Genomic DNA, 14,179 nt, shown 5'->3' with positions numbered 1-14,179 from the left:
GCGCCACCTTGCCGAGCTGGATTGGATCAACGGCGGGTCGGGCGGTAGAGGCTGATCGCGCGGGCGGCCAGGCGCTGGGCCGAGGCCGTGTCGCCGGCCGCCGCGGCCAGCGCCGCCGCCCCGGGAAGCAGCCGTGCGGCCAGCCGCAGGCCCAGCCAGCCGGTGGCCTGAGCGGCCAGTGGAGTGGCCAGTCGCCAAGCCGCCTCGGCCGCCCGCGACCAGGGTTCCTCCGCCGGAGCCCCGGCCGAACGGGCCGCGTCCAGCGCGGCGCGGGCCGTGCCGGCGCCCGCCGCGAGCGCGCCGCCCGTACCGGCCAGGCGGACGAACCGCCGGGTCACCAGCCGGGCCAGCCCGTCGGCGTCCGCGTCCGGGTAGGCATCGCGGGTCCGCTGCACCCAGTCGGCGGCGCGCGGCCCGAGGGCGTCCACCGCGGCGAGGGCCAGCAGCTCCGGCGCGAAGCCCGGATGATCGAGTACGCGCGCGCCGACCGCCCGCCAGCCCGGCCCGGCATCGCGCGCTTCCGCCTGCGGGATGACCTGGGCGGGCACGACCGGAATGACCTGCCCGGGGGCGGTCGGTTGAGCGGCGGAGCGCGTCGCGACCTCTGCGGCAGCCGGTTCTGCCGGGGTCTGTTCGGCAGTGGGTTCCGGTGGGATCGGTGCGGCGGATGCCCGGCGAGCCGGTGCCCGCTTCGTCGGTGCGGCCTTCTTCGCCGGGGCCCTGGTGCTCTTCCGCGCCCGCCCGGTCGGCGTCGACGCGACGGCTGCCGCCGACGGGGGTTGCGGTGCGGCCCACCCGGGCGCCTCGTTCTCCGCGGGCGCCGTGAACTCGGGTGCCGTGATCTCGGGCGGGTTGATTTCGGATGCTGCCGGAGTCGGAGGTGTCGTGATCTCGGCCGCCGCCGGAGCCTCGGGCGCGGTCGTGGACTTCCGCGCTGCCGAGGTGGCCTTCCTTGCCGGGGCGGCCTTCTTCGCGGCCGGCGCACGGCGCGGCCGCTTCGGGGTCTCCTCGACGACCGCCTCCTCGATCACCGGATCCACGGCAGCGGCGGGGGTCGGTGGCGGCGCGCCGGCCGGCGTACCCGGATCGGCGCTGGCCGTGACCTCGGCGGACGGGCGCGGGCGTGGGGCCGTCGGCACGTCGGCGGCGGGGGCCGTGGCCTGCGCGGGGTCGGGTGGCTGGAAGAGAACGGTCGGCGCGGCCTTGGCCCGCCGGGGTTGCGGCGGTGTGTCGCCCGCCACTTCGGCGCGAGCGGGCTCGGGCTCCGGCGCGGGCGGCGGGGTGAAGGTCGGCTTGGTGGAGCGGCTCCGCCGGGTCTGGACGGCGGGCTCGCGACGGGGCGGATCGCTCGGCGGCTGCTCCTGCATATCGATGGAGCGTAGACCCGAGCGTGACGTGGCACACGATGAAAACGCAGGGGGTGGGCCCTTCCCGGTAGTCGCTTTGCTCCGGGTGGGTGCGGACCTGTATCCTCGGGCGCGGTGGTCTCCGGGCCACCAGGGAGACTTCGCCTAGTCTGGTCTATGGCGCCGCACTGCTAATGCGGTTGGGGTCTTAAAGCCCCTCCCGGGTTCGAATCCCGGAGTCTCCGCGCAAAAGCCGGTGTGTAGACTGGCCGAGCAGCAGGCGCCCGTAGCTCAATGGATAGAGCATCTGACTACGGATCAGAAGGTTAGGGGTTCGAGTCCCTTCGGGCGCACAGGGTTTGACCTGCGGAAACGCCCCTCCGGCGATCGAGAACGATCGACCTGGGGGGCGTTTTGGTGCCCCTCAGGGGGCACGCGAGTCGCCGGATCCTGCCTAATCGTTGCGGAGTGTAATCAGGGGCGTCCTCTGGTGTGATGGTTGGCCGCAATCCCTCGTCCAGGTCCGAGGCCCAATTGCTACGGCACGCGAACCGCCCCGCGCAACGAACCAGAGGTGTGGGCGAAGGGCTGACCCGGTGCGTCGCGGTCGGGCACTCATGCTCGTCCTCACTCCGCCCCCTCTTCTATGCGGGCACGGCAGGGCCCCTACTCGCGGAGTTGACCGATTCCGGGCGAGTCGTGCGGCCAGGAAAGTCCACGAAGCTCTATGCCTAGAGCGTTGGCCAGGGACAACATCGTGAAATAGCCGGGCTCGACCACCCTCCCCGACTCGATCTTTCTCAGGGTTGAGACAGCGACCCGGGCGCGTCCTGCGAGCTGCTCCTGGGTCAGCCCTCGCTCTGTTCGCAGCGTTCGCAGCCGGGTGGCGAGTATCTCGGCTTGATCCCGGAATCGGCTGTCTTCGCGTCGAGCGCGCCCTGCTGGCACGTGTCAGATGGTAGTGGTAAATTTTGACCGGTCCAACTTTATCGCTACAGATGATCGAGCCGCTTGGGTAAGTTGAGGTTGGTGGAAGGGGGCGGGTCCGTGACGGCGTCAGGTGAGCACATCAAGGCGCTCGTGCGCAATCACGCCGCCGGTGATGATGCCGCCTTCTACGCTGTCGCCCTTCAGGTCGCGGCGAAGGCTGCCCGCCAGGGCCACGGAACGTTGGCCAACGAGCTCAAGCGGGTAATCGAAGGTGCTCGGAGCCAGCCAGTCGCAAGCAAGGTCACAGCTATTGCCCGCCCGCGCGGGGACCTAGCCGATCTGGTTACAGCGGCATTCCCGAACGTGTCTCTCCGCGACTTGGTCGGTCCGCCGCAGTTGAAGGACGCGATCGCTCGTGTGCTTCATGAACAACGGCAACGGCAGGCTCTCTCGGAGCACGGGTTCGCGCCGGCCCATCGACTCCTACTGGAGGGGCCCCCGGGCACGGGCAAGACGATGACCGCAGCGGTGATCGCTCACGAGCTGGCTCTGCCATTGTTGACGATCCGCCTGGATAGCCTGCTCAGCAAGTACCTTGGCGAGACGGCGAGCAAGCTACGTGCAGTATTTGACGCTGCGGCGTCCCAGCGGGCGGTCTACCTGTTCGATGAGTTTGACGCCCTTGGCGGCCATCGGAGCGGCAATGACGTCGGAGAAGCCCGCCGAATTCTGAACTCGTTTCTGATCTTCCTTGAGCAGGCCAACGCCGAAAGCATTGTCGTGGCTGCCACGAACCATCGGTCGATCCTTGACCATGCGCTGTTCCGTCGCTTCGACGTTGCGATCCGATACGAGCTGCCGGACGGCGCGCAGGCATCGGAGGTCATGAAGACCCGGCTTGGGCCGATGGGGCGGGGCATTCGATGGGCGGCAGCCCAAGCCCAGGCGTCCGGGCTGAGTCATGCCGAGTTGGTCAAGGCCGCCGAAACTGCCGCGAAGCAGGCCATCCTGCGCGGCGAAAAGCAGGTCACGGTCGCTGACCTAATCGAGGCATTGCGGGAACGTCGAGCGGCGGGCAGTGAGTAGCCCGGCCCGGCCGTTGGCGCATCTGACCGTCACCGGTCGCGCTGAGGACCGTAGATTCAACCGCAGTGGCGGGGGCAACCCGCGAATCCGTGATGTGGAACGCCGAGCCCATGGGACCAAGTTACGCGGAGACCTCGAACGCTCCCTGCATCAAGCAGACGTTGAACGCGCTGCGGTAGCCGACGACCTCACGCTGGAGGAGCTCAAGGCGCTCGGCATCATCCTGGTGCTCGATGCAGCGGATCCGGCTTACCCACTGAAGCTGGACTCGCTCGAGCGTATGTCGACCCATCGCATGAAGCGTCCGCAGTGGCTGCTGTTGGCGGTCAACCCGGCCACCGGCGATCGGCCCGAAAGCGCCGTGGTCTGGGTCAGTGATGCGTACCGCGGAGCCTTCCTGAAGATCTTCGAGGATTTTCTTGAACGGAACACGCCCACCGGGGAGCCGCAGAAGCGTGCGCTTGTCGCGAACATCTCCTCGATCCGGCGGGCTGTGCTCCGTGACCTATGGCAGTCCGCCGACGACCCGCCGGCGGGGCTGGCCTGGTGGGAGATCTGGCTGACCCGGACTGACACCGCGGTGGAACTCCTTCGCGCGTTCGCAGGTGCTAACCGCTTCCGGATGTCTCAGCGGCGCATGGATCTCGTTGACCGCACAGTGGTCTGGCTGCAGGCCCGCTGGGACGACCTGCACGCGTTGCCGTTCACCGCTGTCCCCGTGGCTGAAATCCGGCGCCCTGAATTCGTCGACACGGTCGAGGACTACTCCCGGGACGACCAAGATGAGCTGACTACCGACCTGGTTGAACGCACCAAATTTGCCCCGGCCGGGGTGCCCGTCGTGTGTCACCTCGACAGCGGTGTGCGCCGCTCTCACGTGCTGCTGTCAGAGTCGATCCACCCCAGCGATGTGCATTCGGTGGTCGGCGACAGCGGCGAGGACCGGCGGGACCATGGCACCTTGATGGCTGGGCTCGCTCTCTACGGTCCCCTCGACCATCTGCTGTGGGGGAGCGGGCTGGTTACGCTGACGCATCGGCTTGAGTCGGTCAAGATGTTGCCCGACGAGCCGGCCACGAACGATCCGGCGGCTTATGGATTGATCACCGCGCAGGCGGCAGCGGCTGCGGAGGCGTCAGCGCCGGGCCGGCAGCGTGTCTTCTGTATGCCGATCACTGCACCACCTGAGGCGCGAGCCGGCGAGCCTTCGCTGTGGTCGGCGGCGATCGACGCGCTGAGCGTCGGCACCGACATCGGCCAGTCCGACACGGGGATCGCGCTCCTCGGTCAGCCCGATTTCAACGCCGCCCGCTTGTTCCTGATCTCGGCTGGCAACGTGCGTGAACGGCCGCGAGGGGTCGACCACCAAGAACTGTGCGACATCTCGGAGATCGAGGACCCCGCGCACGCCTGGAACGCGCTCACCGTGGGCGCATACACCGACCTGACCGCGCCTCCGACGGACCCGACCTTCGACAACTGGACAGCGCTGGCCGGCGAAGGCGAGCTCTCCCCGCATAGCCGCACGTCGGTGTCCTTCGCCAGTCGGGCCTGGCCGATCAAGCCGGACATCTGTATGGAAGGCGGCAACGTCCTCAGTGACGGCGTCGACTTCTACGACGGGCATCCGCTTGTCAGCGTCCGTACCACCTCAGCTCGGGACGACCTCGCCCTCGCCTCGGCCAACGCCACGAGTGCCGCTACGGCGCAGGCGGCCCGACTCGCGACGAAGGCCATGGTGGCATATCCGTCCTACTGGCCAGAGAGCATCCGAGGGCTGCTGGTCCATGCGGCCGAGTGGACGCCGGCCATGAAAGCCGACGTGCACGGCGCAACAACGAAGGCTGCCCGACAGACGATGCTGCGCCGCTACGGTTGGGGCGTACCGACCGAGACCTCGGTCCTCGCCTCCAATCCCAACGCTGTCACCCTCGTGACCCAGGACGAGTTCGTTCCGTTCGACGGCCGAGAGCACGCCGCCCGACGCTTTAGGCTGCACCGGCTGCCGTGGCCGGCTGAGACGCTTCGCGAACTCGCCGAGGCAACCGTCCAACTCCGCGTCACCTTGTCCTACTTTATCGAACCGACTGCATCCCGACGGGGCTGGCGTCGGCGCTACGCCTACGCCTCACACGGCTTAAGGTTCGAGCTGAATGCACCCCTTGAACCCGCCGACGCCTTCGTTGCGCGCATCAATCGGGAAGCGCAGGACGAGGAAGCAGGCGCCCGTCCACCCAGCGGATCCGAACGCTGGCTCGTCGGGGGCAACCAGCGCAATCTTGGCTCACTCCATCAAGACATCTGGGAAGGAGATGGCGCGGCGCTCGCCGACTGCAGCCTCATCGCCGTCCATCCAGTGGGAGGCTGGTGGAAAAACAACAAGCGTGCCGACCGAGCAAACCTCCCCCTGCGCTACAGCCTCATCGTCTCGCTTCGTACAGCCGCGCAGGACATCGACTTGTATACACCAATCGCTGTGCAGCTTACCGTCCCAATTGAAACCGAAATCAGCGAGGCGTAGCCAATCCTCAGCGGGCATCATCACCTTCAAGCAGCACGCGCCTGGGGACCCGAAGTCGTGCTGCTGCCGCCCAGCGTGGCGCTCTGCCCGACGCCCTGTACCGATCGCAGCGGTATGACTCAGCCGCCCTCGTCGGTTGCCGCGTTGCCGAGCGGAGCACCTCTGTGCCAAGCCATCCTCGACACATTCGCCGACTCGCAGACCGTCCATTCCGGGGACGCGTAGACGATTGCTACGGCTGCCGAGGCGGCAGGCGGGAAGCTTCAACTTGAGCGGCGACAAGGCGAAGCCGTCGGACGAACTTACAAGTATCCGTCCGCACGCAGGTCGGACAGCATCTCCGCGTCGCCCAGACGAACATCGCTGCCCCTGGTAATCGGAGGCGTCAGGTTCGAGACGGGCGAATCAAGCCAGCCAGTGGGCAAGATGGTGTTGAGCGCTATGGATGCTGCAACCTGGCGCCGCTCTGGGCCCATCGACTCGGCTAACTGGGCTGCAACCTCCGGACCGGTGTTGCGGATCGTTAATGCGAGCGCGCAGCCATCCGGGTCAAGCGCCTGCAGGAGTAGCCGGGCGGACGCCTCTCGAATGTTCAGGGAGCACAGCGCCACTGCGATGAGGTGAGTGGTGAGTGGCGGGTCGGCGGCGATCAGGTTGAGATGGTGTGCCAGACAAACGTCGCAGCCGTCCCAGCGGGCTGCGAGAGCATCAAGCAGCGGCCGCATGTCCATCGGGCGCAGCGGCCCAGGCTCCGGGCTCTCAACTCCATAGTCAACCGCGTATAACGCCGACATCTCCAGGTTCACGCCAGCTGGCCGTGGATGCCGTGGGAGCTCATCGGAGTTGTCGCCGAGCGCCTGCCCACAGGAGCGAGGGATGACCGTGTCGTCGTAGAAGTCTGCGGGAAGGTGCGAACTGGTCATGCGGCGCATCCTTCCGCCTGGAAGGGCGCTCAGCAACGCCCCTGATCTGTCGCGTATCCGTGGCGCGGCGCAAGTTGACAGGTGTCAGCCACTTGTCTTGGTGGTCTCCGGTGGTGGCTGAACAAGAATGACGTGAGCGGCCCGACCATACTCGGAGGGATCATGAGGCTGAGTCGTGAGGATGCGTGGCGGTTGGCGAATGAGCCGGTGACCGCTTTGCCCCACCTAGAGGTGGAGTACGAGCACCGCCCGGCGGTGAACGTGTTCCTGGTGCGGCGCGGCCCGGCCGACGGCATGTGGGTGGCCGAGGAGGCCGACCGCCGCGGCGTCAACCCGTCCGTGGTGATTGAGGCCCTGGTGAGTCAGGCGCGGCGAGCAGCGCATAGCTAGCTCGCAGATCAAGATGCAGGCGACGGACCTGGACCGCAGTAACCGTGCCCCCCCGGGGGGCACCGTGAAGGACAAAGACGCGGTCTAGCGTCACGTTCCGTCGACAATGCTACATAGGGAATGCGGACAAACTGCCATAAGCGCAGGCCAGGGGTGCCCTCGCCTTCCGACTACGGATCAGAAGGTTAGGGGTTCGAGTCCCTTCGGGCGCACAGCAGGTCAAGGGCCGGTTTCCCAACACGGGAGACCGGCCCTTGATCGTGTTGACCCCCACGGCTGACCCCTACGCCTACGCGTCGAAGAGGAACCCGAGGCGGTCCACCGCGTCCTGCTGCACCCGCCGGGTCGCCTCCACGTAGCTCGACTTCGTGTCCCTGGACCCCGCCGCCGTCTCGGCTGGTCTCGGCATCTATCGGGTGAGGGGGAGGAATGGCGAGTCACACCTCATCGAAGCGAACAGCTCGGCCTTGCTCCGGGGCATGCTGCCGCTCCCTCAGGCAAGCTTCTCGTGAAGGAATCGCGCTCAGCGCTTCGTCTCGTACCTGGTCAGGATCACGCCGCCGGGAAACGTCCGCCTCTCCACCAGGTTCAGGTTCACCCAGCCGTCCAGCGCACTGAAGAACGGTTTGCCGCCGCCCACGAGGACCGGATGAGTGACGATCTCGTACTCGTCGATCAGCCCGGCCCGCATGACCGCCCCGCCGAGCGTTGCGCCACCGACCCTCATCACCCCGCCGTCCTCGGCCTTGAGCCGGGTGATCTCGGCGATCGCGTCGCCGGTGACCAGGCGCGTGTTCCAGTCGACCTTGTCGAGCGTTGAGGAGAACACCACCTTCGGCGTGTCCCGCCAGTTCCGCGCGAACTCGATCTGCGCCGGGGTGGCGCCTGGCTGCTGGTCGCCGGTCGGCCAGTAGGCGCTCATGGTCTCCCACAGTTGGCGTCCATACAGAAACAGGCTGATCTCCCGCTCCTGATCGAGCCACCACTGGAACAGCTCATCGCTCGGCACGCTCCAGCCGAGGTCGTCGCCGGGCGCGGAAATGTAGCCGTCCAGGGTCAGGTTCATGCCGTAGATCAGTTTCCGCATAACGCCATGCCTTCCGTCAGTCGGTCTCGGAAGACTAGACCAGTCGAGCGGAGGAAACTGATCGGTGCGCGACCTGTTCATACCGACCGGCTCCTGACCCTCGCTCAAGACTGCCAAGCCGCTCGTCCCGTACACCTTGGTTCGTGCCATTCGCCGCCATTAGAGCGGGTAAACCACTGTCACCCGCGGGCAATTGGTCGAGGCACTTACACGCGGCGAAGATGCCTTCATGATGGCATCGCTCGATTTCCCAAGCTGCCAGTCTCTGACCAGGGCGGCCGAACCAGGCAGGCCGAGGGCCGGCCTCCCGCTCGGGAGACCGGCCCTCGGGTTCGCAGGGTCAGAAGGTCCGGGTGGGGTCCCACTGCCGGTTGGCCTCCTCGGCCGCCCGGCGGCGCTCGGCGGCGGCGCGCTTGCCCGCGTCGACGCCGCGCATCGACGCGCCGACCGCGACGGCGCCGAGCCAGGCCAGGGTGCCCATCACCGCGACGGCCCGGAAGCCGCCGGTGATCCAGCAGGCGAGGATGACGGCGAGGCCGCCGGCTGCGATGCCCCAGCCCCACTGGGTGGGCAGGTGCCGCAGCGCCGAGGCGACCAGCACGGCCAGCGCCAGCGAGGCGATGGGGCTGGGCTCCTGCGGCAGGTCGGCGACCTGCGAGACGACGATCGCCACGGCGACCACGACCAGGCCGGCGACGGCCGTCCAGGTCCGGTTGATCCGGCGACCCAGCGCGAGCAGCGACACCACCGCGGCCACGGCGGTGTCGAAGACCGCGTAGCCGCCGCCCCAGCTGTCGCTGATCATGTAGGCGGTGAAGGCCATGCCCAGCAGGGCCGCCAGGGCGAAGGCGATGTCGAAGGCGATTCCGGCCCCGCGGGCCGACCCGTCCGAAGTGTCCATGCGACCCACGCTAGGTACTCGCCGGGTCGACCGAACCGGTCAAAAGTACGGTCCGGGGCGCGTTGAACCGTGCTTTGGGCCGATGTTGGCCGGCGGCCGCCTCTCCAGGATGTGGTCATGCCTATTGATGAGTCGTGTCCGTTGCCGCGGGTCGAGGTGCCGCGATGATCTGGATGAGTTGGCGGCAGTTCCGCACCCAGGCCCTCGTCGGTGTCGTCGCGCTGGCGCCGCTGGCGGCCTACCTCCTGTTCACCGGTCTGGACATCCGGCAGGCGTACGACCGCTACCAGTCCCGCTGCGCGGTAGCCGACCGGTGCCTGGACGCGATGAGCCAGTTCCAGGACGACTACCGCACCCGGCTGCTCTTCCTCGCCCTGCTGCTGGCGATCATCCCGGCGGTGCTGGGCGTGTTCTGGGGTGCGCCGCTGATCGCCCGGGAGCTGGAGTCGGGCACCCAGCGGCTGGTCTGGAACCAGAGCGTCACCCGGCGCCGCTGGCTGGCGGTCAAGCTGCTCTTCGTCGGCTTGGCCAGCATGGCGGTCGCGGCCCTGGCCAGCCTGCTGCTCACCTGGGCGGCGAGCCCCTACGACAAGGTGTCCGGGGAGCGGTTCGCGGCGCTGGCGTTCGGCGCCCGCAACCTGACGCCGATCGCGTACGCGGCGCTGGCCTTCGTGCTGGGCACGGTCATCGGGTTGCTGCTGCGCAAGACGGTGCCGGCGATGGCGTTGACCATCCTGGCGTTCACGCTGTTCCAGTTCCTGATGCCGAACATGGTCCGGCCGCACCTGATGGCGCCGGTCACCGTGACGAAGGCGATGACCGCCGACGCGCTCCGCGAGCTGCGCGGGGTGGGCACCGACGCCACGGTGAAGGGCCTGAGCATCCCGAACGCCTGGGTCACCGGCACCAGCAAGCTGCTCACCGCCAGCGGGCAGCCGGTGGATGCCCGGACCATCGACACCTGTCTGACCAAGCCGCCGCAGAGCGCCGGGGGCGGCGCCGGCGACACCGCGGGCTGCCTCGGCGACCTGAACCTGCACGTCAAGGTCGACTACCAGCCCAACAGCCGCTACTGGTCGTTCCAGTGGATCGAGTCGGCGGTCTACCTCGCGCTCGCGGGGCTGCTGGCCGGCTTCGGGCTGTGGCGGATCCAGCGGCACGTCAGCTGACCGCACGCATCCGACGGCGGCGCCGGGGAACCCGTTTCCCCGGCGCCGCCGCGCGTGCTTTTCCGCCGTCGGGGGCGGGCGGAGGGAAACCAGTCAAAAGTACGGTAGCCAAGAGCGCCGACCCTACTTTGGACCGATGCTGCGGCAGACCGCGATCCGCAGGATTGACGCTATGCCACAGGAGAATTCCTATCCCGCACTCCAGGCCGAGGGTCTGACGAAGCAATACGGCAAGCGGCTGGCGCTGGCCGACTGCAACCTCAACGTCCCCCGCGGACGGGTGGTCGGCCTGGTCGGGCCGAACGGCGCCGGCAAGTCCACGCTGCTGAACCTCGCCTGCGGCCTGATCACGCCGACGGCGGGGACCCTGCGGGTGCTCGGTTCGCCCCCGGCGGCGAACGCGGCGCACCTGGCCAAGGTCGGGTTCGTCGCGCAGGACACCCCGGTCTACGGCACGTTCACCGTGGCTGACCACCTGCGGATGGGCGCCAAGCTGAACCCGTCCTGGGACCAGTCCCTGGCCGACCGGCGGATCGCGCAGGTCGGGCTCAACCTCAAGCAGAAGGCGGGCCGGCTCTCCGGCGGCCAGCGCGCCCAGCTGGCGCTGACCATCGCCGCCGCGAAGCGCCCGGAGCTGCTGATCTTCGACGAGCCGGCCGCCGCGCTCGACCCGCTGGCCCGGGACGGGTTCATGCAGAACCTGATGGAGTTCGTCGCCGAGCTGGGCGCCAGCGCGATCCTCTCCTCGCACCTGCTCAGCGACGTGGAGCGGGTCTGCGACTACCTCATCGTGCTCTGCGCCTCCCGGGTGCAGGTCGCCGGCGAGGTGAAGGACCTGCTGGCCCAGCACTACCGGCTGGTCGCCCCGCGCGGCGAGCTGGACCGGCTGCCGGCTGAGGTCGAGGTGATCCGCATGCAGCACACCGACCAGTACAGCCGCGCGGTGGTACGGGTGGCCGGCGCGCTGCCGCGTACGCCGTGGAGCGTCGAGCCGGTGTCGCTGGAGGAGATGGTCCTCAGCTACATGACCCGGGCGGCGGGCGTCTCCGCCGGCCTGACGGACGCCATGGCGGGGGAGGCCGTACGGTGATCTGGACGACCTGGCGGCAGTTCCGCGGGCAGGCCCTGGTCGGCGTCATCGGCCTGGCCCTGATCGCCGCGTACTTCCTCTATCTCGGGTTCGACATCCGGGAGTCCTACGACAACTACCGGGCGCAGTGCGCCAGCCTGGCCGACTGCGGCCCGCAGCTGAGCCAGTTCAGCGCCGACTACGAGAACACCCTGCTCTACCTGGCCGCGCTGCTCGGACTCATCCCGGGCCTGGTCGGCATGTTCTGGGGCGCGCCCCTGGTGGCCCGGGAGCTGGAGGCCGGCACCCAGCGGCTGGTGTGGAGCCAGAGCGTGACCCGCCGGCACTGGCTGGCGGTCAAGCTGGCCCTGGTGGGGCTGGCCAGCATGGTGGTGGCGGGCGCGGCCAGCCTGCTGCTGACCTGGGCGGCCAGCCCGGTCGACCAGGTGGCCGACAACCGGTTCAGCACGATCCTGTTCGGCGCCCGGAACATCGCGCCGATCGCGTACGCGGCGTTCGCCTTCGTGCTCGGGACGCTCATCGGGCTGCTGGTGCGTCGGACCGTGCCGGCGATGGCGCTGACCATCCTGGCCTTCGTGGTCTTCCAGTTCCTGGTGCCCAACGTGATCCGGCCGCACTTCCTGCCGGCGGAGCACCTCACCATGCCGATGACCGTGCAGGCCATCAACCAGGCCCGCAGCCTGGGCAGCATCACCGGCGCCCCGGTGGTCAAGGGCCTGACCGTGCCGGACGCCTGGGTCACCGACGTCAGCGAGCTGCTCACGAAGACGGGCGAGCCGCTGGACGAGGGGATCTTCAACGAGTGCTTCACCAACGCACCCGAGACCGGCACGGCCGAGGGCCCGTACGGGGACACCGCGGTGTGCCTGGCGAAGCACGACGTGCACGTGGAGATCGCGTACCAGCCGACCAGCCGGTACTGGTCGTTCCAGTGGCTGGAGTCGGCGTTCTACCTGGTGCTGGCCGGGCTGCTGGCCGGCTTCGGGTTCTGGCGGCTCCAGCGCCGCCCGAGCTGAGCCCTGGCGCGTGTCGTCCGGCCGACGGTCCCGGTGACCGTCGGCCGGACGCTTTTCCAGCAACCGAGAAGAAGATCCGGTACGTCCCGCCTGGATAGCTTGAGTGCGACGCAGCCGACGGGCAACGGGAGGCCGAGCCATGGAAAACCCACCGCAGCAGTTCGCGCCTCCCGTGTCGGTGACCGTGCTGGAGAAGTTGCTCGGCCGGCTGACCTCGGTCTGCATCCAGGTCGCCACGGCCGGCCTCGACCTGCCCGACCGGCTCCGGAACGGTCCGAAGTCGATCGACGAGCTGGCCGCCGAGGTGGGCGGCGACCGGGACGTGCTGCTGCTCTTCATGCGGGCGCTGACCAGCGAGTCGATCTTCCAGGAGATCGAGCCGGGAGTGTTCGCGCACACCGAGGAGTCCCGCTGCCTGATCAGCGACGCGCCGAACTCGCTGCACGGCATCGCCGAGATGCTCGGGGCCGAGTGGGCCTGGAAGGTATGGGAGCCGGCCGAGGTGCTGCACACCATCCGGACCGGCCAGCCCGCCTTCGAGCACGTCTTCGGCCGGGACATCTGGGACTACATGACGGCCAACCGCGACCAGTACGCGGTGTTCAGCCGTGCCCAGACCATCTTCTCCGGGCCGAAGGACGACGCGATCGTCGACGCGTACGACTTCGAGGGCGTCAAGACCATCGTCGACCTGGGCGGCGGTGAGGGCACCTTCCTGGAGAAGATCCTGGTCAAGCACCCGGGGATCGAGGGCGTCCTGTTCGACCTGCCGCCGGTGGTGGAGCGGGCCCGGGCGCGGGTCGCCGGCAGCGCCGTCGCCGACCGCTACACCTGCGTCGGCGGCAGCTTCTTCGACCGGGTGCCGCCGGGCGCCGACGCGTACGTGCTCAAGCAGGTGCTGCACGACTGGAGCGACGACGAGTCGGTGGAGATCCTGCGCAAGGTCCGCGAGGTGCTGCCGCCGTCGGGCCGGATCCTGGTCGCCGCGCACCTGGTTCCCGCGCCGCCGCGCCGCCCGCTGAAGTACCTGATGGCCGGCATGTGGGTGCGGCTCAACACCCCGGGCGGCTACGAGCGGACCGAGCAGGAGTTCCGCGACGTGTTCGACCGGGCCGGCCTGGAGCTGGTCCGGATCCTGCCCACCGCCTCCACGCACAGCATCCTGGAAACCCGCCGCGCCGAGGACTGACCGGCCGAGCCGAGGGAGGTGGCGCGTGAAGGCCGCGCCCTTCGACCACCACGCCCCGACCAGCCTCGCCGAGGCGCACGACCTCCTCGCCCGGTACGGCCCGGACGCTGCGCTGATCGCCGGCGGGCAGAGCCTGGTGCCGCTCATGGCGCTGCGGCTGGCCCGGCCCCTGGTGCTGGTCGACCTCAACGAGGTGGTCGGCCTGGCCGGGATCCGCGACGAGCCGGACGCGTGACCGTCGGCGCGCTCACCCGGCAGCGGGCCGTCGAACGGTCCCCGGTGGTCGCGGCCCGGTTGCCGCTGCTCGCCGCGGCGGTCGGCCGGATCGGTCACCCGCAGGTGCGCAACCGCGGCACCGTCGGCGGCAGCCTGGCGCTCGGCCATCCCGCCGCCGAACTGCCCGCCGCCGCGCTCGCCCTGGACGCCACCCTGGTCCTCGCCGGCATCGGGGGCGTGGAGCGCGAGGTCGCGGCCGGGGACTTCCACACCGCGACGGGCGGCACCGTGCTGCGGGCGGGCGAGGTGCTGACC

At 69.0% G+C, this 14,179-nt stretch carries 11 protein-coding genes, 2 tRNA genes and 1 pseudogene; 10 read left to right on the top strand and 4 right to left on the bottom strand.

The genetic code is table 11. The features are described from left to right. Positions 1–26: 26 nt before the first annotated feature. The gene (locus B0E53_RS08040; protein WP_246835294.1) at positions 27–1,367 is read right to left on the bottom strand and encodes a hypothetical protein; all 1,341 of its coding nucleotides are present in this window, start codon (positions 1,365–1,367) and stop codon (positions 27–29) included. Positions 1,368–1,500: 133 nt separating this feature from the next. On the opposite strand from B0E53_RS08040, the gene B0E53_RS08035 reads away from it, so the two are divergent. From B0E53_RS08035 to B0E53_RS08015, 4 genes are all read left to right on the top strand, one after another. After that, a tRNA-Ser gene (locus B0E53_RS08035) sits at positions 1,501–1,591 on the top strand. Positions 1,592–1,626: 35 nt separating this feature from the next. Beyond that, positions 1,627–1,699 (top strand) — tRNA-Arg (locus B0E53_RS08030). 694 nt (positions 1,700–2,393) lie between these two features. Next, positions 2,394–3,362: an AAA family ATPase gene (locus B0E53_RS08020; RefSeq protein WP_107075448.1), complete on the top strand. Its 969-nt coding sequence runs from the start codon at positions 2,394–2,396 to the stop codon at positions 3,360–3,362. Positions 3,363–3,375: 13 nt separating this feature from the next. Beyond that, positions 3,376–5,883 (top strand): S8 family peptidase, encoded by a 2,508-nt coding sequence (locus B0E53_RS08015; protein WP_210405987.1) that lies wholly within the window; start codon positions 3,376–3,378, stop codon positions 5,881–5,883. Positions 5,884–6,185: 302 nt separating this feature from the next. Here B0E53_RS08015 and B0E53_RS08010 read toward each other — a convergent pair whose 3' ends face one another. Then, complete coding sequence (locus B0E53_RS08010) at positions 6,186–6,806, bottom strand: hypothetical protein (RefSeq protein ID WP_107075425.1); 621 nt, start codon at positions 6,804–6,806, stop codon at positions 6,186–6,188. A 207-nt stretch (positions 6,807–7,013) separates the two neighbouring features. Here B0E53_RS08010 and B0E53_RS37430 point away from each other — a divergent pair, with 207 nt between their 5' ends. Continuing rightward, the gene (locus B0E53_RS37430) at positions 7,014–7,196 is read left to right on the top strand and encodes a hypothetical protein (protein WP_168215270.1); all 183 of its coding nucleotides are present in this window, start codon (positions 7,014–7,016) and stop codon (positions 7,194–7,196) included. A 523-nt stretch (positions 7,197–7,719) separates the two neighbouring features. Here the strand turns inward: B0E53_RS37430 and B0E53_RS08000 are convergent. Together B0E53_RS08000 and B0E53_RS07995 are read right to left on the bottom strand one after the other, a co-directional pair. Continuing rightward, a complete protein-coding gene (locus tag B0E53_RS08000; RefSeq protein ID WP_246835293.1) occupies positions 7,720–8,262 on the bottom strand; it encodes a dihydrofolate reductase family protein in 543 nt (180 codons plus the stop codon). Between the two features lie 361 nt (positions 8,263–8,623). Then, on the bottom strand, positions 8,624–9,184 hold the full coding sequence (locus B0E53_RS07995; RefSeq protein ID WP_107075422.1) for a metal transporter: 561 nt from the start codon (positions 9,182–9,184) through the stop codon (positions 8,624–8,626). Positions 9,185–9,348: 164 nt separating this feature from the next. On the opposite strand from B0E53_RS07995, the gene B0E53_RS07990 reads away from it, so the two are divergent. From B0E53_RS07990 to B0E53_RS39160, 5 genes and pseudogenes are all read left to right on the top strand, one after another. Beyond that, positions 9,349–10,353, top strand: coding sequence for an ABC transporter permease subunit (locus tag B0E53_RS07990; RefSeq protein WP_107075421.1), 1,005 nt, complete (start codon positions 9,349–9,351; stop codon positions 10,351–10,353). 172 nt (positions 10,354–10,525) lie between these two features. Beyond that, complete coding sequence (locus B0E53_RS07985) at positions 10,526–11,443, top strand: ABC transporter ATP-binding protein (RefSeq protein ID WP_107075420.1); 918 nt, start codon at positions 10,526–10,528, stop codon at positions 11,441–11,443. After that, a complete protein-coding gene (locus tag B0E53_RS07980) occupies positions 11,440–12,459 on the top strand; it encodes an ABC transporter permease subunit (protein WP_107075419.1) in 1,020 nt (339 codons plus the stop codon). Before B0E53_RS07985 ends, B0E53_RS07980 begins: the two co-directional genes overlap by 4 nt. Before the next feature lie 139 nt (positions 12,460–12,598). Beyond that, positions 12,599–13,648 (top strand): methyltransferase, encoded by a 1,050-nt coding sequence (locus B0E53_RS07975; protein WP_146167617.1) that lies wholly within the window; start codon positions 12,599–12,601, stop codon positions 13,646–13,648. Between the two features lie 25 nt (positions 13,649–13,673). Continuing rightward, positions 13,674–14,179 (top strand): annotated as a pseudogene (locus B0E53_RS39160) (FAD binding domain-containing protein); the annotation flags it as partial.

Source organism: Micromonospora sp. MH33 (assembly GCF_003013775.1).
Lineage (GTDB): Bacteria > Actinomycetota > Actinomycetes > Mycobacteriales > Micromonosporaceae > Micromonospora > Micromonospora fulviviridis.
Note: the sequence above shows the minus strand (reverse complement) of the source record. Positions and strands in the feature narration are given on the sequence as shown.